The organism is Bordetella genomosp. 13, from assembly GCF_007679965.1.
Lineage (GTDB): Bacteria > Pseudomonadota > Gammaproteobacteria > Burkholderiales > Burkholderiaceae_B > Bordetella.
This window is the reverse complement of sequence record NZ_VEHL01000003.1, coordinates 540128-561880: the sequence shown is the minus strand read 5'-3', so window position 1 is coordinate 561880 and position 21753 is coordinate 540128. Positions and strand designations below refer to the sequence as shown.

Annotated in this window: 15 protein-coding genes; 7 read left to right on the top strand and 8 right to left on the bottom strand. The window is 67.2% G+C overall.

Going from position 1 to position 21753, the window contains the following annotated elements:
• Window positions 1-51: 51 nt before the first annotated feature.
• Window positions 52-927: a glucose-1-phosphate thymidylyltransferase RfbA gene (rfbA, locus tag FS845_RS11265; protein WP_144634473.1), complete on the top strand. Its 876-nt coding sequence runs from the start codon at window positions 52-54 to the stop codon at window positions 925-927.
• 40 nt (window positions 928-967) lie between these two features.
• Here the strand turns inward: rfbA and lpdA are convergent, their stop codons facing one another.
• From lpdA to aceE, 3 genes are read right to left on the bottom strand one after another with little or no spacing between them, the layout of a single operon-like run.
• Entirely contained in the window at window positions 968-2791 is a 1824-nt protein-coding gene (lpdA, locus tag FS845_RS11260) for a dihydrolipoyl dehydrogenase (RefSeq protein ID WP_144634470.1), read from the bottom strand.
• 12 nt (window positions 2792-2803) lie between these two features.
• Window positions 2804-4552 carry a dihydrolipoyllysine-residue acetyltransferase gene (aceF, locus tag FS845_RS11255; RefSeq protein ID WP_144634467.1) on the bottom strand — a complete coding sequence of 583 codons (1749 nt, stop codon included), beginning with the start codon at window positions 4550-4552 and terminating at the stop codon, window positions 2804-2806.
• A 10-nt stretch (window positions 4553-4562) separates the two neighbouring features.
• On the bottom strand, window positions 4563-7271 hold the full coding sequence (gene aceE, locus FS845_RS11250) for a pyruvate dehydrogenase (acetyl-transferring), homodimeric type (protein ID WP_144634464.1): 2709 nt from the start codon (window positions 7269-7271) through the stop codon (window positions 4563-4565).
• 292 nt (window positions 7272-7563) lie between these two features.
• On the opposite strand from aceE, the gene FS845_RS11245 reads away from it, so the two are divergent.
• From FS845_RS11245 to FS845_RS11230, 4 genes are all read left to right on the top strand, one after another.
• Window positions 7564-9315, top strand: a complete 1752-nt coding sequence (locus FS845_RS11245) for a PAS domain S-box protein (RefSeq protein WP_144634461.1) — start codon at window positions 7564-7566, stop codon at window positions 9313-9315.
• Entirely contained in the window at window positions 9312-9938 is a 627-nt protein-coding gene (locus tag FS845_RS11240; RefSeq protein WP_144634457.1) for a response regulator transcription factor, read from the top strand. Before FS845_RS11245 ends, FS845_RS11240 begins: the two co-directional genes overlap by 4 nt.
• Window positions 9935-10795 carry a bifunctional methylenetetrahydrofolate dehydrogenase/methenyltetrahydrofolate cyclohydrolase FolD gene (gene folD, locus FS845_RS11235; protein WP_144634454.1) on the top strand — a complete coding sequence of 287 codons (861 nt, stop codon included), beginning with the start codon at window positions 9935-9937 and terminating at the stop codon, window positions 10793-10795. Before FS845_RS11240 ends, folD begins: the two co-directional genes overlap by 4 nt.
• A 166-nt stretch (window positions 10796-10961) precedes the next feature.
• Window positions 10962-13037, top strand: a complete 2076-nt coding sequence (locus FS845_RS11230) for a M3 family metallopeptidase (RefSeq protein ID WP_144634451.1) — start codon at window positions 10962-10964, stop codon at window positions 13035-13037.
• Between the two features lie 90 nt (window positions 13038-13127).
• Here FS845_RS11230 and FS845_RS11225 read toward each other — a convergent pair whose 3' ends face one another.
• Window positions 13128-13748, bottom strand: coding sequence for a hypothetical protein (locus FS845_RS11225; protein WP_144634448.1), 621 nt, complete (start codon window positions 13746-13748; stop codon window positions 13128-13130).
• Window positions 13745-14260, bottom strand: a complete 516-nt coding sequence (locus FS845_RS11220; protein ID WP_144634445.1) for a hypothetical protein — start codon at window positions 14258-14260, stop codon at window positions 13745-13747. The genes FS845_RS11225 and FS845_RS11220 overlap by 4 nt, the downstream gene beginning before the upstream one ends.
• 165 nt (window positions 14261-14425) lie before the next feature.
• Here FS845_RS11220 and FS845_RS11215 point away from each other — a divergent pair, with 165 nt between their 5' ends.
• Entirely contained in the window at window positions 14426-15040 is a 615-nt protein-coding gene (locus FS845_RS11215; protein ID WP_144634442.1) for an SCO family protein, read from the top strand.
• 228 nt (window positions 15041-15268) lie between these two features.
• Window positions 15269-15520, top strand: coding sequence for a GlsB/YeaQ/YmgE family stress response membrane protein (locus FS845_RS11210; protein WP_144634439.1), 252 nt, complete (start codon window positions 15269-15271; stop codon window positions 15518-15520).
• Window positions 15521-15706: 186 nt separating this feature from the next.
• Here FS845_RS11210 and adeC read toward each other — a convergent pair whose 3' ends face one another.
• Genes adeC through FS845_RS11195 form a run of 3 tightly spaced genes read right to left on the bottom strand, consistent with a single transcriptional unit; the run spans window position 15707 to window position 21598 of the window.
• Window positions 15707-17203, bottom strand: coding sequence for an AdeC/AdeK/OprM family multidrug efflux complex outer membrane factor (gene adeC / locus FS845_RS11205; protein ID WP_144634627.1), 1497 nt, complete (start codon window positions 17201-17203; stop codon window positions 15707-15709).
• Entirely contained in the window at window positions 17203-20379 is a 3177-nt protein-coding gene (locus tag FS845_RS11200; RefSeq protein WP_144634436.1) for an efflux RND transporter permease subunit, read from the bottom strand. Before FS845_RS11200 ends, adeC begins: the two co-directional genes overlap by 1 nt.
• 13 nt (window positions 20380-20392) lie before the next feature.
• Entirely contained in the window at window positions 20393-21598 is a 1206-nt protein-coding gene (locus FS845_RS11195; protein WP_144634433.1) for an efflux RND transporter periplasmic adaptor subunit, read from the bottom strand.
• Window positions 21599-21753: the final 155 nt, after the last annotated feature.

Genomic DNA, 21753 nt, shown 5'->3' with positions numbered 1-21753 from the left:
GTACGATTTCCGCACGCCACGCCGCCGAAACCCTCTGCAATACCGATCACGATGCGCAAAGCCATCATCCTCGCCGGCGGCAACGGCAGCCGCCTCTATCCCATGACGCGCAGCGCCAGCAAGCAATTGCTGCCCGTCTTCGACAAGCCGATGATCTACTATCCGCTGTCGGTGCTGATGCTGGCGGGCATCCGCGACATCCTGGTCATCTCCACGCCGCAGGACCTGCCGCGCTTTCGCCAGTTGCTGGGTCCCGGCGACGATCTCGGCATCCGCCTGTCCTATGCCGAGCAGGCCGAACCGCGCGGACTGGCCGATGCGTTCATCATCGGGGCGGAGTTCATCGCGGACTCGCCGGTGACGATGATCCTGGGCGACAACGTGTTCTACGGCATGGGCCTGAGCACCATGCTGGCTGATGCCAACGGCCGCCCCCGGGGCGCTACCGTCTTCAGCTACCAGGTGCTGGACGCCCGCGCATTCGGCGTCGTGTCGATCGACAACGATGGCCGCGCCATCGACCTGGAAGAAAAACCGGCCGTGCCGAAGTCTAACCACGCCGTCACCGGGCTGTATTACTACGACAACCAGGTGGTCGAGATTGCACGCCGGATCAAGCCGTCCGTCCGTGGAGAGATCGAGATCACCGACATCAACCGCCACTACATGGAGCAGGGCGAGCTGTACGTGCAGCGGTTGGGTCGCGGGTTTGCATGGTTGGATACCGGTACCCCGCAGGGCCTGCTGGACGCGTCCAACTTCGTGGCCACCTTGGAGAACCGCCAGGGCCTGAAGATCGCCTGCATCGAAGAGATTGCATGGCGGCAGGGCTGGATCGACAGCGCATCGCTGATCGCGCTTGGCAGGCGCTACGGGGCCAGCGACTACGGCGCCTACCTGCGCCGCATTTCCGAAGAACAGCACTAGAGGCCGGTCGGGGGGCCAGCGTTGCGCCCCCCGGCGGGCCTTACTTCTTGCGCATCGGCGGCAGGTCGGTGCAGACCCCTTCCGCCACCTCAGCCGCCATCCCTACCGATTCACCCAGCGTAGGGTGCGGATGGATGGTCTTGGCGATATCCACCATGTCCGCCCCCATCTCGATGGCCAGGGCGATCTCGCTGATCAGGTCGCCCGCGTGCGTGCCGACGATGCCGCCGCCCACGATGCGGTGGGTCTCGGCGTCGAACAGCAGCTTGGTGAAGCCTTCGTCGCGGCCGTTGGCGATGGCGCGGCCGGAGGCGGCCCAGGGGAACAGGCCCTTTTCGACCTTGATGCCCTGCTTCTTGGCCTCGTCCTCGGTCAGACCCACCCAGGCCACTTCGGGATCGGTGTAGGCCACCGACGGAATGACTCGGGCGTCGAAGAACGACTTCTGGCCGGCGATCACTTCCGCGGCCACGTGGCCTTCGTGCACGGCCTTGTGCGCCAGCATGGGCTGGCCGACGATGTCGCCGATGGCGTAGATGTGCGGCACGTTGGTGCGCATCTGCTTGTCGACGTCGATGAAGCCGCGGTCGGTGACGGCGATGCCGGCGCGGTCGGCGCCGATCTTCTTGCCGTTGGGGCTGCGGCCCACGGCCTGCAGCACCAGGTCGTACCGCTGCGGTTCCTTCGGCGCGCCCTCGCCTTCGAAGCTGACGTAGATGCCGTCTTCCTTGGCTTCCGCGCCCACCGTCTTGGTCTTCAACATGATGTTGTCGAAGCGCTTGGCGTTCATCTTCTGCCAGACCTTGACCAGGTCGCGGTCGGCGCCCTGCATCAGGCCGTCCAGCATCTCGACCACGTCCAGGCGCGCGCCCAGCGTGGAATACACCGTGCCCATTTCCAGGCCGATGATGCCTCCGCCGATGATCAGCATCTTCTTGGGGATGCCGCGCAGTTCCAGCGCGCCGGTGGAGTCGACGATGCGGTCATCCTGCGGCAGGAACGGCAGCTTCACCGACTGGCTGCCAGCGGCGATGATGGCGTTCTTGAAGCGGATGGTCTGCGTTTTGCCGTCGGCCGCCTTCACCGTCAGGTGATGGGGGTCGGCGAACTCGCCCACGCCCGTCACCACGGTGACCTTGCGCGCGCGAGCCATGCCGGCCAGGCCGCCGGTCAGCTTGCCGACCACGCTGTCCTTGTAGCCGCGCAGCTTGTCCAGGTCGATCTGGGGTTCGCCGAAGCTGATGCCGTGGGCGGCCAGCGCGCGCGCCTCGTCGACGACGGCGGCGTTGTGCAGCAGCGCCTTGGAAGGAATGCAGCCCACGTTCAGGCACACGCCGCCCAAGGTGGCATAGCGTTCGACCAGCACCGTGGACAGGCCCAGGTCAGCCGCGCGGAAGGCGGCCGAATAGCCGCCGGGGCCGGCGCCCAGCACCAACACGTCGCATTCGACATCGGCCGAACCGTCGTAGCGCGCGGCCGCGGGGGCCGGGGCGGACGATTTCGCGGCAGCGGCCGGCGCGGCGTCGGCAGGCTTGGCATCCGCCTTGGCGGCGGCGGCCGTCGCCGCTTCCTGCTTGGCCTCGGCCTTGGCGGCCGGCTTGGCATCGGCGCCGCCGGAGGCTTCGGACGCTTCGACCTCGACCACCACGCTGCCTTCGCCGACCTTGTCGCCCACCTTGACCTTGACGGACTTGACCACCCCGCCCTGCGAGGCCGGGATCTCCATCGAGGCCTTGTCGGATTCGACGGTGATCAGGCTCTGCTCGGCCTTGATCGTGTCGCCTTCGGCCACCAGCACTTCGATGACTTCCACTTCCTTGAAGTCGCCGATGTCCGGAACCTTGATTTCCGTGAGTTTGCTCATGGTCTCTCCGGTTTACAGCGCGATGCGGCGGAAGTCGGCCAGCAACTGGCCCAGGTACGCGTTGAAGCGCGCGGCCGAGGCGCCGTCGATGACGCGGTGGTCATAGGACAGCGACAGCGGCAGGGTCAGGCGAGGCACGAACTGCTTGCCGTCCCACACCGGCTTCTGCGCCGAGCGCGACAGGCCGAGGATGGCGACTTCGGGCGCGTTGATGATGGGCGTGAAGTGCGTGCCGCCGATGCCGCCCAGGGACGAGATCGAGAAGCAGCCGCCCTGCATGTCGGCGGGCGAGATCTTGCCGTCGCGCGCCTTCTTGGCCAGTTCGGAGGTCTCGCGCGCCAGGTCGAAGATGCCCTTCTTGTCGGCGTCGCGCACCACGGGCACCACCAGCCCGTTGGGCGTGTCGGCGGCGAACCCGATGTGGAAATACTGCTTGTAGACGAGCGTGTCGCCATCCAGCGAGGCGTTGAACTCGGGGAATTTCTTCAGGGCCGCCACGACGGCCTTGATGACGAAGGCCAGCATGGTGACCTTCACGCCCGACTTCTCGTTCTCCTTGTTCAGCTGCACGCGCAGGGCTTCCAGGTCGGTGATGTCTGCTTCGTCGTTGTTGGTGACGTGCGGGATCATGACCCAGTTGCGGTGCAGGTTCGCACCCGAAATCTTCTTGATGCGCGACAGCGGCTTGGCTTCGATCGGACCGAACTTGGTGAAGTCGATCTTGGGCCACGGCAGCAGGCCCAGCGCGGCGCCGTCGGCCGAACCGCCCGCGGCGGCGGCCTGGCCGGCGCCCGAGCCGGACACCAGCGCCTGCTTCACGAAGCCGCGCACGTCATCGGCCGTGATGCGGTTCTTGGGGCCGGTGCCCTGCACGCGGCTGAGGTTCACGCCCAGCTCGCGGGCGAACTTGCGCACCGACGGCGAGGCGTGCGGCAGCTTGCCCGGCGGCAGGCCGGCGTCCTCGACGGCGTTGGCGGGGGCCGGGGCCTGCGCCGCGTCGGCGGACTTGGCCGGCGCGGGCGCGGCAGCCTGCGCCTTGGGCGCCTCGGCGGCAGCGGCACCGTTGCCGGCCGCGCCGTTGCCGGCCGCGCCGTAGCCGGCCGCCTTCTCTTCCTTGGCCGCGGCCGGCTTGGCGGCGCCGCCGCCCTGGCCTTCAACCACGACGATCACGGTGCCCTTGGCGACCTTGTCGCCGACCTTGACCTTGACCGACTTGACCACGCCGCCCTGCGAGGCCGGGATCTCCATCGAAGCCTTGTCGGATTCGACGGTGATCAGGCTCTGCTCGGCCTTGACCGTGTCGCCCTCGGCGACCAGCACCTCGATGACTTCCACTTCCTTGAAGTCGCCGATGTCCGGCACTTCGATGTCGACGGGACCGGACGCGCCGCCCGACGATTCTTCCTGGGCGGGCTCGGCGGCCTTGGCGGGCGCGGCTTCCTTGGCCTCGGCCTTGGGCGCGTCGGCCTTGGCTTCGGACTTGCCCTCGGCCGGCTTGGCATCGCCCGAACCGGCGCCCTCGCCCGCTTCGATCTCGACGATCACGGTGCCCTCGGCGACCTTCTCGCCGACCTTGACCTTGACCGACTTCACCACCCCGCCCTGCGAGGCCGGGATTTCCATCGAGGCCTTGTCGGATTCCACGGTGATCAGGCTCTGCTCGGCCTTGATCGTGTCGCCTTCGGCCACCAGCACCTCGATGACTTCCACTTCCTTGAAGTCGCCGATGTCGGGAATCTTGATTTCCACGAGATTGCTCATCTGTCTACCCTCAGGCGTATTGCGGATTGGCTTTGGCGGGATTGATGCCGTACTTCTTGATGGCTTCCGCGACCTTGGACGTGGGCACCTTGCCTTCGTCGGCCAGGGCGCGCAGCGCGGCCAGGACCACGAAGTGGCGATCGACCTCGAAGTGCTCGCGCAGCTTGCTGCGGAAGTCGGAACGGCCGAAGCCGTCGGTGCCCAGCACGCGGTAGGCGCGGCCGGCCGGCACGAACGGACGGATCTGGTCCGCGAACAGCTTCATGTAGTCGGTCGAGGCGATGATCGGGCCTTCCGTGCCCTGCAGCTGCTGCGTGACGTACGGCACCTGCGGCGCCTTGTCTTCCGGGTTCAGCAGGTTGTGGCGGTCGGCGTCCAGGCCGTTGCGGCGCAGCTCGGTGAAGCTGGTGACGCTCCAGACGTCCGAGGCCACGCCCCAGTCGGCTTCCAGCAGTTCCTGGGCGGCCATGACTTCGCGCAGGATCGTGCCCGAGCCCATCAGCTGCACGCGGTTCTTGCCATTGCCGTGCGACTTCAGCTTGTACATGCCGCGGATGATGCCTTCCTCGTCGCCGGCGGTCAGGCCCGGCTGCGGGTAGTTCTCGTTCATCACGGTCAGGTAGTAGTACACGTTCTCCTGGTCCTCGACCATGCGCTTCAGGCCATGCTGGATGATGACGGCCAGCTCGTGCGCGAAGGTGGGGTCGTAGGAGACGCAGTTCGGGATGGTCGACGACAGCAGGTGGCTGTGGCCGTCCTCGTGCTGCAGGCCCTCGCCGTTGAGCGTGGTGCGCCCCGCAGTGCCGCCCAGCAGGAAGCCGCGCGCCTGCATGTCGCCGGCGGCCCAGGCCAGGTCGCCGATGCGCTGGAACCCGAACATCGAGTAGTAGATGAAGAACGGGATCATGATGCGGTTGTTCGTGGAGTACGACGTGGCCGCCGCGATCCACGAGCTCATCGCGCCCGCTTCGTTGATGCCTTCCTGCAGCAACTGGCCGTCGGCGGACTCCTTGTAGTACATGACCTGGTCTTTATCGACCGGGGTGTACTTCTGGCCTTCCGGGGCGTAGATGCCGATCTGGCGGAACAGGCCTTCCATGCCGAAGGTGCGCGACTCGTCGGCCAGGATGGGCACGACGCGCGGACCGACCTGCTTGTCGCGCAGGATGGTGTTCAGCACGCGCACGAAGGCTTGCGTGGTCGAGATCTCGCGGCCTTCCGAGGTGGGCTCCAGCGTGGCCTTGAAAGCCTCCAGCGCCGGCGCCTTGAGCTGCTCGTCGGCCTTGACGCGGCGCTTGGGCAGGTAGCCGCCCAGGGCCTTGCGGCGCTCGTGCAGGTACTTCATCTCGGGCGAATCCTCGGCCGGCTTGAAGTACGGCAGCTTCTCGAGCTGGTCGTCGGGGATCGGGATGGCGAAGCGGTCGCGGAATTCGCGGATCGACTCGAGCTCCAGCTTCTTCTGCTGGTGGGTGGGGTTCTTGGCCTGGCCGACCTGGCCCATGCCGTAGCCCTTGATGGTCTTGGCCAGGATGACGGTGGGCTGGCCGGTGGTGTTGGAGGCCGCGTCGAAGGCCGCGTACACCTTGTGGGGGTCGTGGCCGCCGCGGTTCAGGCGCCAGATGTCCTCGTCGCTCATGCGCGAGACGGCCTCCAGCAGCTTGGGGTGCTTGCCGAAGAAGTGTTCGCGCACGAACTTGCCGTCGTTGGCCTTGTACGCCTGGTACTCGCCGTCGACGGTCTCTTCCATGATCTTGCGCAGGATGCCTTCCTTGTCGTGCGCCAGCAGCGGATCCCAATAGCCGCCCCAGATCAGCTTGATCACGTTCCAGCCCGAACCGCGGAAGTCGCCTTCCAGCTCCTGGATGATCTTGCCGTTGCCGCGCACCGGGCCGTCCAGGCGCTGCAGGTTGCAGTTGATGACGAAGATCAGGTTGTCGAGCTTCTCGCGGGCCGCCAGGGCGATGGCGCCCAGCGACTCGGGTTCGTCCATTTCACCGTCGCCGCAGAAGACCCACACCTTGCGCTTGCTGGTGTCGGCGATGCCGCGGGCGTGCAGGTACTTCAGGAAGCGCGCCTGGTAGATGGCCATCAGGGGGCCCAGGCCCATCGACACCGTGGGAAATTGCCAGAATTCCGGCATCAGCTTCGGATGCGGATAGGACGGCAGGCCCTTGCCGTCGACTTCCTGGCGGAAGTGGTTCAGCTGCTCTTCGGTCAGGCGGCCTTCGAGATAGGCGCGGCCATACATGCCGGGCGAGGTGTGGCCCTGGAAGTAGACCAGGTCGCCGCCGTGGCCTTCGCTCTCGGCGTGCCAGAAGTGGTTCTGGCCGCAGCCGATCATGGTGGCCAGCGAGGCGAACGACGCGATGTGGCCGCCCAGGTCGCCGCCGTCGGCCGGATTGTGCTTGTTGGCCTTGACCACCATGGCCATGGCGTTCCAGCGCACGTACGAACGGATGCGGGTTTCCAGTTCGAGGTTGCCCGGATGCGCCGGCTGCAGGGCCGTGGGGATGGTGTTCAGGTAGGCCGTGTTGGGCGAGAACGGGATGTGCGCGCCCGAACGGCGGGCCAGGTCGACCAGGCGTTCCAGCAGATAATGCGCACGCTCAGGGCCTTCGCGGTCCAGCACGGCCGAAAGCGCTTCCAGCCATTCCTGGGTCTCGAGGGTATCGTCGTCATTGGCGGCCGCTAGGGCGCCGGCCTGGGCGTGAGAGGACATCTGCTGTCTCCTGGTAGGGGTTCGAAGCGCGCCTGGCCGGTAAACCAATGCGCGCGGCGTTCACTGCGGACAGGAGAGCGCGCATCGTGCGATACACGAGCAGCGTCCTGCCTCGGACTTGCCGAAAACCGGCATTCTAGGAAGAAGACTACCCTGTCGCAAGGAAAATTTCATGTTGCGGTACGGCATTTCATAATATGGAATTTCGGCGAATACGTACGGCAATCCCGTGACGTGCGCGGGGACGCTTGCGCGAACCCGCACTAAAATGCCGCACTCACGTCAGGAATTCATGTCCAGCGCAAAATCCAACATCCCGGTGTCGTTCCACGACCATGCCCGCCTGCGCCGGCGCGGCCTGTATTGGCTCACGCCCGTGCTCGTGCTCATTTCGTACCTGTGCGTAATGGGCGTTTTCTTCTGGCTGCAGCGCATCCACGACGACAGCGTGATGTTCGTCACCATCGACCAGGAACTGCGCCAGCAGCGGCTGATCTGGGTGGTGCTGGCGCTGTCGGGCGTCATCATCATCAGCCTGTTGATGCTGTGGCGCTATACCGGGTTCCGCTCCGAGGCCGAGGCCGCGCTGATCGCCGAGACCGGGTTCCGGCGCGCCATGGAGAACTCCATGTCCACCGGCATGCGCGTGATCGACATGGAAGGCCGCATCGCCTACGTCAATCCCGCCTTCTGCCGCATGATCGGCTGGAACGAGGCCGACCTGATCGGCCGCAGCCCGCCCTTTCCGTACTGGGTGCCGGGCCGCCACGAGCAGCACCAGCATACCCTCGACGTGCTGCTGTCCGGCAAGACGCCCAGCAGCGGTCTGGAGGTCGAGGCGCAGCGCCGCGACGGCTCGCGCTTCACGTCCCGCATGTACGTCTCGCCGCTGCTGGACCCCAACGGCAACCAGATCGGCTGGATGACCTCCATGACCGACATCACCGAATCCAAGCGCATCCGCGAGGCTCTCACCGCCGCGCACGAGCGCTTCATGACCGTGCTGGAAGGCCTGGACGACGCCATCTCTGTCACGGCCGACACGCACGACGGACTGGAACTGCTTTTCGCCAACCGCACCTACCGCCGCGTGTTCGGCGCGCAGACGGGCGGCCACGACGAGCTGCTGGCCGGCCGCCGCGGCCGCTTCACCGACGAGTCGGTCGAGGTGTTCTCGCCCTCGGTGCAGCGCTGGTTCGAGGTGCATCACCGCATGCTGGCCTGGACCGACGGACGGCGCGTGCGCATGCAGGTGGCGCGCGACATCACCGAGCGCCGCACCCATGAAGAGGCCTCGCGCGTGCAGCAGGAGAAGATCCAGCTGACCAGCCGCCTGACCACCATGGGCGAGATGGCGTCGTCGCTGGCGCACGAGCTGAACCAGCCGCTGACGGCCATCGCCAACTACAGCATGGGCGCGGTGGCCCTGGTCAAGGCCGGCCACACCAGCCCCAACATGCTGCTGCCCGCCCTGGAGAAGGCCGCCTCGCAGGCCGAGCGCGCCGGCAAGATCATCAGCCGCATCCGTGAATTCGTGAAGCGCAGCGAACCGCGCCGCCAGCGCGTGGCCATCCGCGGCATCGTCGACAATGCCATCGGCTTCGCCGAGATCGACGCGCGCAAGCGCCGCATCCGCATCGAGAGCTTCGTGCCCTCCAACGCGCCCGAGGTGCTGGCCGACCCCATCCTCATCGAGCAGGTGCTGCTGAACCTGCTGAAGAACGGCCTGGAAGCCATGGAGCACAGCGAGTCCGACGAGCTGAAGGTCGCCGTGATCCTGCACGAGCAGCACATCGAGGTCGCCGTGGTCGACCGCGGCCACGGCCTGGCCGAGCCCGAGCGCCTGTTCGAACCCTTCTTCAGCACCAAGACCCAGGGCCTGGGCATGGGGCTGAACATTTGCCGTACCATTATCGAGTCGCATCATGGTCGCCTGTGGGCCGACCCGAATCCGGCCGGGGGCACCATCTTCCGGTTCACCCTGCCCTGCGCCGCGCCCCAAACGCAAACGCCCAATGAACAGTCCGAGGAGTTGCACGCATGAATACGCCCCACCTGTCCAGCACGGTCTTCATCGTTGACGACGACGAAGCCGTGCGCGATTCGCTGCGCTGGCTCCTGGAGGCCAACGGCTACCGCGTGCGCGCCTATTCCAGCGGCGAGACCTTCCTGGACGAATACGACGCCTCGCAAGTCGGCGTGCTGATCGCCGACGTGCGCATGCCCGGCATGAGCGGCCTGGAGCTGCAGGAACAGTTGATCGCGCGCAACGCGCCGCTGCCCATCGTCTTCATCACTGGCCACGGCGACGTGCCCATGGCCGTGTCCACGATGAAGAAAGGCGCCATCGACTTCCTGGAAAAGCCCTTCAACGAGGCCGACTTGCGCGAGATCGTCGCCCGCATGCTGGAGCAGGCGGTGCAGCGCGTCAGCAAGTTCCAGGCGCAGAAGGACCACGAAGCCATGCTCGCCCGCCTGACCGCGCGCGAACAGCAGGTGCTCGAGCGCATCGTCGCCGGCCGCCTGAACAAGCAGATCGCCGACGACCTCGGCATCAGCATCAAGACCGTCGAGGCGCACCGCGCCAACATCATGGAAAAACTGGAAGTCACCACCGTGGCCGACCTGATGAAGGTGGCCCTGGCAAAACCCGAGGCTCATGCATGACCGCACGCATTATTGATGGCAACGCGCTTTCCGCACGCATCCGCGAAGAAGTCGCGGAACGTGCCCGTAAACTGGCCGAACGCGGTGTCCGGCCCGGCCTTGCCGTCGTGCTGGTAGGCGAGGACCCTGCCTCGCAGGTGTATGTCCGCAACAAGGTAGCCGCCTGCGAGAAGGCGGGCCTGCACTCCATCAAGGAACAGTATCCGGCCGACATGACCGAGGCCGAACTGCTGTCCCACATCGATCGCCTCAATCAGGACCCCGCCATCCACGGCATTCTGGTGCAGTTGCCGCTGCCCAGGCACATCGATTCGCACAAGGTCATCGAGGCCATCGCCGCCGAGAAGGACGTGGACGGCTTCCACATCAGCAACGCCGGCCTGCTCATGACGGGCCAGCCGCTGTTCCGCCCGTGCACGCCCTACGGCGTGATGAAGATGCTCGAGTCCGAGGGCGTGCCGTTGCGCGGGGCCGAGGCCGTGGTGGTCGGCGCCAGCAACATCGTGGGCAAGCCCATGGCCATGCTGCTGCTGCAGGCCGGCGCCACCGTCACGCTGTGCAATTCCAAGACCCGCGACCTGGGTGCGCAGACCCGCCGCGCCGACGTGCTGGTGGTCGCCACCGGCCGCGCCGGCATGGTCGACGGCAGCATGGTCAAGCCGGGCGCGGTGGTCATCGACGTGGGCATCAACCGCGGCGACGACGGCAAGCTGCGCGGCGACGTGGACTACGCCTCGGCCAGCCAGGTGGCCGGCGCCATCACCCCGGTGCCGGGCGGCGTGGGTCCCATGACTATCGCCATGCTGCTGGTCAACACCATCGAGGCGGCCGAACGCGCCGCCGGCGTGGCCGCGTAACCTCCGCCGGCCGCTGCGGGGCGGCGCGCGCAGGTGCGCCGCCGCCCTCGTTCCCACGGCCTTTGCAAGACGGTATCGTTCGCCCGACGGCGCGCCGCCAGTCTTGCGTTATGCGCGCCCGTCCCCATCTGGGATCCACACCCTATTTCCTGCCGCCGAGGCCGCGATGACTTCCAACCCCCTGCTCGCTCCCGTATCCGACCTGGTGGACTATGCCAGCGTCAAGCCCGCGCACATCGTGCCCGCGGTCGACGAACTGCTGGAGATCGCGCGCCAGGCGGTGGAGCAGGCGGCCTCGCCCGACCTGCCCGCCACCTGGGAAGCCGTGGTCGAACCGCTGGACACCGCCACCGAGCGCCTGTGGCGCGCCTGGTCGGTCGCCGGCCACCTGAACGCCGTGGTCAACACGCCCGAGCTGCGCGAGGTCTACAACGCCGCCCTGCCCAAGGTCACCGAGTTCTCGACCTGGGTGGGCTTGCACGAAGGGCTGTACCGCCAGTACCAACGCCTGCACGCCGCCGCCGATTTCGCATCCTGGTCGCCGGTGCGCCGCCGTGTGATCGAACTGGCCCTGCGTGACTTCCGCCTGAGCGGCGTCGAATTGCAGGGCGAGGCGCGCGAACGCTATGCCCAGAATTCGGAACGCGAGGCGCAGGTGTCGCAGAAGTTCTCGGAGAACGTGCTGGACGCCATCGATGCCTGGTCGCTCATCGTCGAGGACGAATCCCGCCTGGCCGGCCTGCCCGCCGACGTGCTGGACGCCGCCCGCCAGGCGGCCGAGGCCGACGGCAAGCCCGGCTGGATGCTGACGCTGAAGATGCCGTGCTACCTGCCCGTGATGCAGTATGCGCGCGACCGCGAGCTGCGCGCCACGCTGTACCGCGCCTACGGCACGGTGGCGTCCGAGCACGGCAAGGCCGAGCTGGACAATTCGCCGCTGATCGAGGAACTGCTGGCCCTGCGCGCCGAAGAGGCCTCGCTGCTGGGGTACGGCCATTTCGCCGAGCTGCGGCTGCAGACCCGCATGGCGCGCGACGCCGGCGAAGTCACCGCCTTCCTGCGCGACCTGGCCGCGCGCGCCAAGCCCTACGCGCAGCGCGACCTGGCCGAGCTGCGCGCCTACGCGGCCACCGAACTGGGCATGACCGACCTGCAACCCTGGGACGTGCCCTACGCCTCGGAGCGCCTGCGCGAATCGCGCTATGCCTACTCCGAGGACGAGATCAAGCAGTACTTCACCGAGCCGCGCGTGCTGTCGGGCCTGTACCAGGTGATCGAGACCCTGTTCGACGTGCGGCTGCGCGAAGTGCCGGTGTCGTCCTGGCATGCCGACGTGCGTGGCGTGCGGGTGGAGACGCCGGCGGGCGACCTGATCGGTCACCTGTACCTGGACCTGTATGCCCGCGCGGGCAAGCAGAGCGGCGCCTGGGTCGACAGCGAGCGCACCCGCCGCGTCACGTCGGGCCGCCTGCAGACGCCCGTGGCCTACCTGACCTGCAACTTCGCCCGCCCCAATGGCGGCAAGGCCGCGCTGCTGACGCACGACGACGTCATCACGCTGTTCCACGAAACCGGCCACGCGCTGCACGCGCTGCTGTCCGAAGTGGACGAGCCCGGCGCCGCCGCGTTCTCCAGCGTCGAATGGGACGCCATCGAACTGCCCTCGCAGTTCATGGAGAACTTCTGCTGGGAATGGTCGGTGGTGCAGCAGTTGTCCGCCCACGTGGACAGCGACCAGCCGCTGCCGCGCGACCTGTACGACCGCCTGCTGGCGGCCCGCAACTATCAGAGCGGCATGCAGACCGTGCGCCAGATCGAGTTCGCCCTGTTCGACATGCTGCTGCATGCCCGCACGGACGCCACGCCCATCGCCGACGTGCTGGGCCTGTTGCAACAGGTGCGCCAGGAGGTGGCCGTGCTGTTCCCGCCCGAATGGCATCGCCTGCCGCATGCGTTCTCGCACCTGTTCGCGGGCGGCTACGGCGCCGGCTACTACAGTTACAAATGGGCGGAAGTGCTGTCGGCCGACGCCTACGCGGCGTTCGAAGAGGCCGCGGGCGATGCCGCCGCCGGCGGCACGCTGGACCCGGCCACGGGTGCGCGCTTCAAGCGCGAGATCCTGGCGGTGGGCGGCGCGCGTCCGGCGGCGGATTCGTTCCGCGCCTTCCGCGGCCGCGAACCGAGCATCGATGCGCTGTTGCGGCATAGCGGGATGGCGGGCGAAGCGATCGGGGCGCACTGATCGCTGTGCTGCCGGCTGGACGGCCGCCCGAGCGGCTGTTCGCCGCAGGAAGGCCGGACGGCCGGAATCGGCACCGACGCCCCTCGGCGCCTAGGCCACGCTGGGCAGTTTGGCGTGGCCGGCGATGTCGTTCAGGGCCTGGAACAGGTCTTCCACGATCTTCGCGACCTCGGTGATGGACCACGCGCAGAGGTTCGCTTTCAAGGGCCAATTGCGCCCATGCGCCACCCAATGCCGCAACTGCAGGATCGACCTGAACTTGCCGATGCGGCCCGCCCATCGGGATCGATCAAGTTCCGCAAGATCCTTGGTCGCATGCAGGAAGTTTTTCCACGCCTCGATGATGCCCGACTGGTCCAGCGCGACCTGCCAGGTGACATCGGCTTTCTCGTACAGCAGTCCCAACCGGCCCTCGAGATCGCTGGCCCGCCTGCTGCTACGCCACTGGGCATCATCCCGCAGCCGAGCCTCCGCGGCCGCGATCAGAAACAGGCAGGAAGCAAGCTCCGCCTCGGACCGGCAGTGCTCGAAATAGTCCTCGATCTCCGCGGGCGTAGCGCCGAGCGCAATGGCATGCATGAGGTATGGCGGCCGCTTGCCTTGAGGCAGGCTGGCAAGGACAGCCGCACGTTCCCTTCGCAAGCCGGCTTCGACGCATTGATACTGGCCAACGATGCCTTTGACCGTCAAACGCGGTACGTGGGGCGTCACTGCTCGTCTCCCACGCCGAAAAGCTCCAGAAACATCTGCTGGAACAAGGCTTCGGTCAGCCGTGTCTGGGACAGCCGGTCATGCGGCAAGGTGGTGAACCATTCGGCGGAATCCAGCTGCGGCGGTCCCGACGGGGCGTCGTCGTCCGGCGTCAGCAGGATCAACATCACCTTGCCGGCCGGCCCCGTGACATCGACACGCCCGACTCCGCCCAGCACGAGAGAGCCGACGGGCAGGATCTCCATGCTCTGCCCTGCGTAATCCAGGGTTGCGGCCTGTATCTGGTAGGTGCCCAGGTACTGCTCGTCGACAGTGACGGTACGCACCGCGAAGCCGATGGTTCCATCGTCGACCAGCGAACCGAGCCACGCCCTGATCTCTTGCAACAGGCCGTCGACCTTGTGGATCCACCATTGCCTGCGCGCATTCCAGTCGACCGGCGCTGCCGATTCGACCTCTTGCTTTTGAGCGTGGGAAACCACGAGGCGCTTGAACGCGCTGAAATCGACCATTTGCATTCCAATCATCTGGAGACCCGTAGCCTAGGCAGTCAGGCCGATATCATTATATAAATCCTGGGCTGCCTGCCGGATGTCCGAATTTCGCAGACGCTTTTACGTGGCCGCGAGCGCGGCTCTCAAAACAACAACGACGCAGTCCTTGCGTTTGGGAGACCCATGCAGCAATCCGCCCGTACCCGCTTCGCCCGCGCCCTGCTGCTGGGCCTGTGCGTGCTGCTGGCCGCGTGCAGCGAGCGTTCCGCCGACTGGTCGCTGTACAACGTGCGCGGGCACCTGCCCGATCTGAAGTTCACGCTGTCCGGCGCGGGCGGCAGGAGCGTGTCCAGCGACTCGCTGCGCGGCAAGACGGTGCTGCTGTTCTTCGGCTATGCCAGCTGTCCCGACATCTGCCCCACCACCATGGCCCAGTTGAGCACCGTGCTCCAGCAGCTGGGCGATCAGGCCGAGCGGATGCGCATCGTGTTCGTCAGCGTGGATCCGCATCGCGACACGCCGGACATGCTGCAGGCTTACGTGGATGCGTTCAACAAGCAGGCCATCGGCCTGACCGGCACCGAGAAGCAGATCGCCGACCTCGCGCGGCGCTACCGGGTGGCCTACCAGATCGAGAAACCGCGCCCCGGCGACAGCGCCGACGTGTACGACGTGACGCACAGCCGTGGCGTGTACATCTTCGACGGGCGCGGCCGGGCTCGCCTGCTGGCCTCCGACACGGACACCGTGACCGCCATGGTGCACGACCTGAAGCAACTGATCGCCTCGGCCGACTGACGGACACACAGCATCCTGGACCGACGGGATCGCATCTTGCTGCTGCAGGCGCGGTCTTCGGTCGGCGTCCGGTTCCGTCGTACGTCCGAGCCGCAGATGAGCCGAAAGCGCGCAACGCCGCGATGGTCCGGGCTTTGTACCCGACCGGCACGCGTTGTTACAGCTTCCGGCCGAGGGCCATAGGTATCATCATTTCAATCATTCCCCCTCTAGGAAAGGAGTAGCCGCATGGGCTTCATCATCATGATCATCGTCGGTTTCATCGTGGGGTTGATCGCCCGCGCCATCATGCCCGGCCGGCAAAGCATGGGCATCATCCTGACCACGATCCTGGGTATCGTGGGCTCGATCGTGGCGGGCTATCTGGGCCAGGCGATGGGCTGGTATCAGCAGGGCGAACCGGCGGGCTGGATCGCCTCGGTGATCGGCGCGATCATCGTGCTGTTCGTGGTCGGCCTGTTCACCAAGAACCGCGGTTAATCCACTTCCAGACGGAAATGCGAAGGCCGGCAGCTCTCGGAGCTGCCGGCCTTTTAATTGCCGGTGCCGTCTGGCGGGCGCGACGCCCTGTACGATGGCCTTGAGCACTCGCCCGACCGTGCTGTGGTATGGCCGCAACGGCCCACGGACGTGGCCATGGCGGAGCCAATCGACCCGCCGGTCGCGTCAGCCCTGCCCGGCCGGCGCGACCGGCGTCGCCGGCAGGGTCAGTTCGGTCCAGCCGCCGCCCAGGGCCTTGTACAGGCTGATCAGGTTGGACAGACGCTGCAGGCGCGTGTTGATCAGCGTCTGCTGCGCCGAGTACAGCGAGCGTTGCGAATCCAGCACGGTCAGGTAGTTGTCGATGCCCAGGTCGAAGCGCTGTTGCGACAACTTGTAGGCGCGCTGGCTGGCATCGACCAGCTGGCGCTGCGCCTGGATCTGCTCGTCCAGGGTGCCGCGTCCGGCCAGCGCGTCGGAGACCTCGCGAAAGCCCGACTGGATGGCCTTCTCGTAGTTGGCGATCTCGATGCGCTTCTGCAGCCTGGCCACGTCCAGGCCCGCCAGCAGCGAACCGCCCGCGAAGATCGGCACGGTGATCTGCGGCGCGAAGCTCCACGCGCCAGATCCCGCATCGAACAGGCCGCCCAGCGAGGCGCTGGCCGTGCCGGCGCTGCCCGTCAGGCTGATGGACGGGAAGAATGCCGCGCGCGCCGCGCCGATATTGGCATTGGCGCCTTGCAGCACGTGCTCGGCGGCGCGGATGTCCGGGCGTCGCGTCAGCAGGTCGGACGGCGCACCGGCCGGCAGGTCCACCGGCAGCACGTCGTCGGGCAGGCGTTGCAGTTGGTCCAGCTGTGCCACGATGTCGGCCGGCAGCGGCTGGCCGATCAGCAGCACCAGCGCGTTGCGGTCCTGCGCGACCTGGCGGGTGTATTGCGACAGGTTGCTCTCGGCCGTGCGCAGCGCGATCTCGGCCTGGCTCAGGTCCAGGTCGGTGGCCACGCCCAGGTCGAAGCTCTGGTGCGTCAGGTCATAGGACTGCTTCTGCGCCTCGTACGTGTCGCGCGTCAGCCCCAGCAGCTCCTGGTCGGCGCGCAGCGCCAGGTAGGCGTTGGCGGTCTCCGAGACCAGGCTGAGCTGCGTGGCGATGCGGGTCTCGTCCTGCGCCAGGTAGGTCTGCAGGGCCTGCTCGCTGAGGCTGCGGATGCGGCCGAACAGGTCGAGCTCCCAGGCGGACGTGGCCACGCCGACCTGGTAGGTGCGGCTGATGCTGGCCTGGCCCGTGCGGCTGAGGTCGGCCGGGGCGCGCTGGATGTCGCCCGTGCCGGCCACGCCCACGGCGGGCAGCAGGTCGGCGCGCTGGATGCGGTACTGCGCGCGCGCCACTTCGACGTTCAGGGCCGCCACCCGCATGTCGCGGTTGTCGGCCAGCGCCAGCGAGATCAGCTTCTGCAGGACGGGATCGCGGAAGAAATCGCGCCAGCCGATGTCTGCGGCAGCCTGGACTGACGCGGCCTGCACGGACGCGCCGCCCTGCCCGGCCGGACGGCCATAGGCAGGGCCGCTGGGATACGCGGCATCCACCGGTGCCGCGGGACGTTCATAGGAGGGCGCCAGCGAGCAGCCCGCCAGGGCCGCCGCCAGCAGCACGCCGGACAAGGGTTTGAGAGCAATGCGCATCATGCGTGGCCTCCGTGGGACGAGCCGGCCGAGTGGCCATCGCCGCCGTGGCGCGGAGGCTCTTCGCTTTCGCTCATGCGCTTGACGCGGAACAGGCGCAGCATGGTCACGAAGAAGAGGGGAACGAAGAAAATGGCCAGGAAAGTGCCGGTCAGCATGCCGCCGATCACGCCCGTGCCGATGGCGTTCTGGCTGCCCGAGCCGGCGCCCGACGAGATGGCCAGCGGCACCACGCCCAGGATGAAGGCCAGCGAGGTCATCAGGATGGGACGCAGGCGCTGCCGCGCGGCGTGCACGGCGGCCTCGGCCAGCGTGGCGCCCTTCTCGAAGTGCTCCTTGGCGAACTCAACGATGAGAATGGCGTTCTTGGCCGCCAGCCCCACCGTGGTCAAGAGCCCCACCTGGAAGTACACGTCGTTGGACAGGCCGCGCAGCAAGGTCGCCAGCAGCGCCCCGACAACGCCCAGCGGCACCACCAGCATCACGGCGGTGGGAATGCTCCAGCTTTCGTACAGCGCGGCCAGGCACAGGAACACCACGATCAGCGAGATGGCGTAGAGCGCCGGCGCCTGCGAACCGGACAGGCGTTCCTCGAACGACAGGCCGGTCCATTCGAAGCCGATGCCCGGCGGCAGGGTCTTGGCGATGCGCTCCATCTCGGCCATGGCCTGGCCCGAGCTGTAGCCCGGCGCGGCCTGGCCCTGTACGTTATACGAGGGCACGCCGTTGTAGCGGTTGAGCTTCTGCGGACCGAAGGTCCATTGCGCCGTGGCGAACGACGAGAACGGCACCATCTGGCCCTCGCCGTTGCGCACGTACCATTTCTCCAGGTCCTGGGGCAGCATGCGCGCCGTGGCGTCGCCCTGCACGAACACCTTCTTGACGCGGCCGCGGTCGATGAAGTCGTTGACGTAGTTGCCGCCCCACGCGATGGACAGCGTGGAGTTGATCTGGTCGATGGACACGCCCTGGGCGCGCGCCTTTTCGCGGTCGATGTTCAACTGGTATTGCGGCGCGTCCTCGATGCCGTTGGGACGCACGGCCACCAGCAGCGGGCTCTTCATGGCCTCGCCCAGCAACTGGTTGCGCGCCTGCAGCAGCTTGTCGTGGCCCAGGCCGGCCTCGTCCTTCAACTGGAAGTCGAAGCCCGTGGCGTTGCCCAGTTCGAGCACGGCGGGCGGCGCGAACACCGCGATCTGCGCATCGCGCAGGTTCTTCGAGAAGTAGGCGTTGGCGCGCGCCGCCACCGCCTGGGCGCGCTGGTCGGCGCCGGAGCGGTCTTCCCAGTCGCGCAGGCGCACGAACATGATGGCGGCGTTCTGGCCGCGGCCGCCGAAGTTGAAGCCCGACACCATGAACACCGACAGCACGTTGGCCTTCTCGTCCTGCAGCAGGTAGCGTTGCGCCTGCTCGATGGTCTGGCGCGTGCGCTCGGCTGTGGCGCCCGGCGGCGCCTGCACCTGGGCGAACAGGATGCCCTGGTCTTCCTCGGGCAGGAACGCGGTGGGGATGCGCGTGAACAGCCACACCATGCCGACCAGGATCAGCACGTAGATCAGCAGCAGACGCTTGGTGCGGCCCAGGCTGCGCGACACGGTGTTGGCATAGCCGTTGCTGGCGCGGTCGAAGTTGCGGTTGAACCAGCCGAAGAAGCCGCGGCGCGTGCCGTGGCCGTGCTTGGGCTTGAGGATGGTGGCGCACAGCGCCGGCGTGAACACGATGGCCACGACCACCGACAGCACCATCGAGGACACGATGGTGATGGAGAACTGGCGGTAGATGACGCCCGTGGACCCGCCGAAGAACGCCATCGGCACGAACACCGCGGACAGCACCATGGCGATGCCCACCAGCGCGCCCGTGATCTGCTCCATGGACTTGCGCGTGGCCTGCTTGGGCGAGAGGCCTTCCTCCTCCATCACGCGCTCGACGTTCTCGACCACCACGATGGCATCGTCCACCAGCAGGCCGATGGCCAGCACCATGCCGAACATGGTCAGCGTGTTGATGGAGTAGCCGAAGGCGGCCAGCACGCCGAAGGTGCCCAGCAGCACGACCGGCACCGCCATGGTGGGAATCAGCGTGGCCCGGAAGTTCTGCAGGAACAGATACATCACCAGGAACACGAGGATGATGGCCTCGATCAGCGTGTGGATCACGCCCTCGATGGACAGCTTGACGAACGGCGTGGTGTCGTAGGGATACACGACGTCCATGCCCGCCGGGAAGAACGGCTTCAGGCGGTCGATGGTGGCGCGCACGTTGTCGACCGTGTCCAGCGCGTTGGCGCCGGGGGCCAGCTTGATGGCCAGGCCGGAAGCGGGGCTGCCGTTGTACGCGCTGTCGATGGCATAGCTCTGCGGGCCCAGCTCGATGCGGGCCACGTCGGCCAGGCGCACGCGCGACCCGTCGGTATTGACCTTCAGCAGGATGCGGCCGAATTGCTCGGGCGTGTTCAGGCGCGTCGGCCCGATGACCGTGGCGTTGAGCTGCTGCCCTCGCGCGGCCGGCAGGCCGCCGACCTGGCCCGAGGACACCTGGACGTTCTGTTCCTGGATGGCCGCGGTGACGTCGGTGGCCGTCATGTTGTAGCTGACCAGCTTGTCCGGATCGAGCCAGATGCGCATGGCATACGACGAGCCGAACAGCTGGAAGTCGCCCACGCCCTGCGTGCGGCTGATCGGATCCTGCACGTACGAGGCGACGTAGTCGGAGATGTCCGCGCGCGTCAGGTTGGGATTGCTGGACACGAAGCCCGCGACGATCAGGAAGTTCTTGGTCGCCTTGGTGATGCGGATGCCCTGCTGCTGCACTTCGAGCGGCAGCTGCGGCTGCGCCACCGCCAGCTTGTTCTGCACCTGCACCTGCGCGATGTCGGGACTGGTGCCCTGGCGGAACGTGAGCGTGATGCTCATGCTGCCGTCGGAGTTGCTTTCGGACGAGATGTATTCCAGCCCGTCCAGGCCGTTCATCTGCTGCTCGACCACCTGGACCACCGTGTCCTGCACGGTCTGCGCCGAAGCGCCGGGATACGTCACCTGCACCTGAATGGACGGCGGCGCGATGTTCGGATACTGCGCCACCGGCAACGACATGATGGACAGCAGGCCCGCCAGCATCAGGACGATGGCGATGACCCATGCGAACACGGGCCTGTCGATGAAAAACTTGGCCATGCGTGCGGCTCCGTTACTTCGCTTGGGGGGCGGCGGCGGGCTGCGCGGCCGGGGCACCGGCCTGCGCGGGCGGCGTCCACTCGGCGGCGCTCACCTCGACGCCGGGACGGGCCTGCTGCAGGCCTTCGACGATGACCTTCTCGCCGGGCTTGACGCCGTCGGTGACCAGCCATTGGTCGCCGACCGCGCGGTCGGCCTTCAGCGTGCGCAGTTCGACCTTGTTCTCGGCGTTGACCACCATGGCGGTGGGCTCGCCGCGCGGGCTGCGCGTGACGCCGCGCTGCGGCACCAGCAGGCCCTGCGGCGCCACGCCCTCGGCCAGGCGCGCGCGCACGTACATGCCGGGCAGCAGCTGGCGGTCGGGGTTGGGGAACACGGCGCGCACCAGCACCGAACCGGTGGTGGGGTCGACGGTGACTTCCGAGAACTGCAGCTTGCCGGTCTGCCTGTAGGTGGAGCCGTCCTCGAGCGTGAGGGTGACCTCGGCCGCCTGCTCGCCGCCGCTCTGCTTGAGCATGCCACTGGCCAGCGCGGTCTTCAGGCGCAGCAGCTGCACGCTGGACTGCGTGACGTCGACGTAGATGGGGTCGATCTGCTGCACGGTGGCGATCGGGCTGGTCTGGTTGGCCGTGACCAGCGCGCCCTCGGTGACGGCGGAGCGGCCGATGATGCCGTTGATGGGCGACAGCACCTTGGTGTAGACGAGATTGATGCGGGCGGTGTCCAGCGAGGCCTTGGCCGATTGCACGTCGGCGGCGGCCTGGTCGCGCGCGGCCACGGCATCGTCGTAGGTCTGGCGGCTGACCGCGCGGCTCTCGGCCAGCGGCTTGTAGCGCTGCACCAGCAGCGCGGCGGTGCGGGACTGGGCCTCGGCGCGCGCCAGCGCGGCCTTGCTGCTGTCGTACTGGGCTTGATAGAGCGCGGGGTCGATCTGGTAGAGCTGCTGCTGCGCCTTGACCTCGCCGCCTTCGGTGAACAGGCGCTTCTGCAGGATGCCATTGACCTGCGGGCGGACCTCGGCGCTGCGGAAGGCGGACGTGCGGCCGGGCAATTCGGTGAACAGCGATACCTGCTGCGTCTTGAGCGTGACCACGCCGACCTGCGGCTTGGCCGCCGGCCCCTGCTGCTGTTCCTGCTTGCCGCAGGCGGCCAGGCCGAACGCCAGCGCCGTCACAGCCAGCGCGCAGGCGCCGCGCGAGACCAGATCATTCTTCTTCATACGATGCATTCCCGGATCAATGACACACCACACCCGCCGGTGGCCGGCAAGCTGGGAGAGTTGAAATCGCGATGCCCGCAGCAGCAGCATGCTGCGGCGCAATAAAACCGCCATTGTGCGCCATTTCCCTGACAGGAAACAAAGCAATGCAAGAA

Excerpts from the sequence above, each read along its gene's own strand:
- rfbA (WP_144634473.1), top strand. The coding sequence starts at position 52 with ATGCGCAAAGCCATCATCCTCGCCGGCGGCAACGGCAGCCGCCTCTAT.
- lpdA (WP_144634470.1), bottom strand. The coding sequence starts at position 2,791 with ATGAGCAAACTCACGGAAATCAAGGTTCCGGACATCGGCGACTTCAAG.
- aceF (WP_144634467.1), bottom strand. The coding sequence starts at position 4,552 with ATGAGCAATCTCGTGGAAATCAAGATTCCCGACATCGGCGACTTCAAG.
- aceE (WP_144634464.1), bottom strand. The coding sequence starts at position 7,271 with ATGTCCTCTCACGCCCAGGCCGGCGCCCTAGCGGCCGCCAATGACGAC.
- FS845_RS11245 (WP_144634461.1), top strand. The coding sequence starts at position 7,564 with ATGTCCAGCGCAAAATCCAACATCCCGGTGTCGTTCCACGACCATGCC.
- FS845_RS11240 (WP_144634457.1), top strand. The coding sequence starts at position 9,312 with ATGAATACGCCCCACCTGTCCAGCACGGTCTTCATCGTTGACGACGAC.
- folD (WP_144634454.1), top strand. The coding sequence starts at position 9,935 with ATGACCGCACGCATTATTGATGGCAACGCGCTTTCCGCACGCATCCGC.
- FS845_RS11230 (WP_144634451.1), top strand. The coding sequence starts at position 10,962 with ATGACTTCCAACCCCCTGCTCGCTCCCGTATCCGACCTGGTGGACTAT.
- FS845_RS11220 (WP_144634445.1), bottom strand. The coding sequence starts at position 14,260 with ATGGTCGATTTCAGCGCGTTCAAGCGCCTCGTGGTTTCCCACGCTCAA.
- FS845_RS11215 (WP_144634442.1), top strand. The coding sequence starts at position 14,426 with ATGCAGCAATCCGCCCGTACCCGCTTCGCCCGCGCCCTGCTGCTGGGC.
- FS845_RS11210 (WP_144634439.1), top strand. The coding sequence starts at position 15,269 with ATGGGCTTCATCATCATGATCATCGTCGGTTTCATCGTGGGGTTGATC.
- adeC (WP_144634627.1), bottom strand. The coding sequence starts at position 17,203 with ATGCGCATTGCTCTCAAACCCTTGTCCGGCGTGCTGCTGGCGGCGGCC.
- FS845_RS11200 (WP_144634436.1), bottom strand. The coding sequence starts at position 20,379 with ATGGCCAAGTTTTTCATCGACAGGCCCGTGTTCGCATGGGTCATCGCC.
- FS845_RS11195 (WP_144634433.1), bottom strand. The coding sequence starts at position 21,598 with ATGAAGAAGAATGATCTGGTCTCGCGCGGCGCCTGCGCGCTGGCTGTG.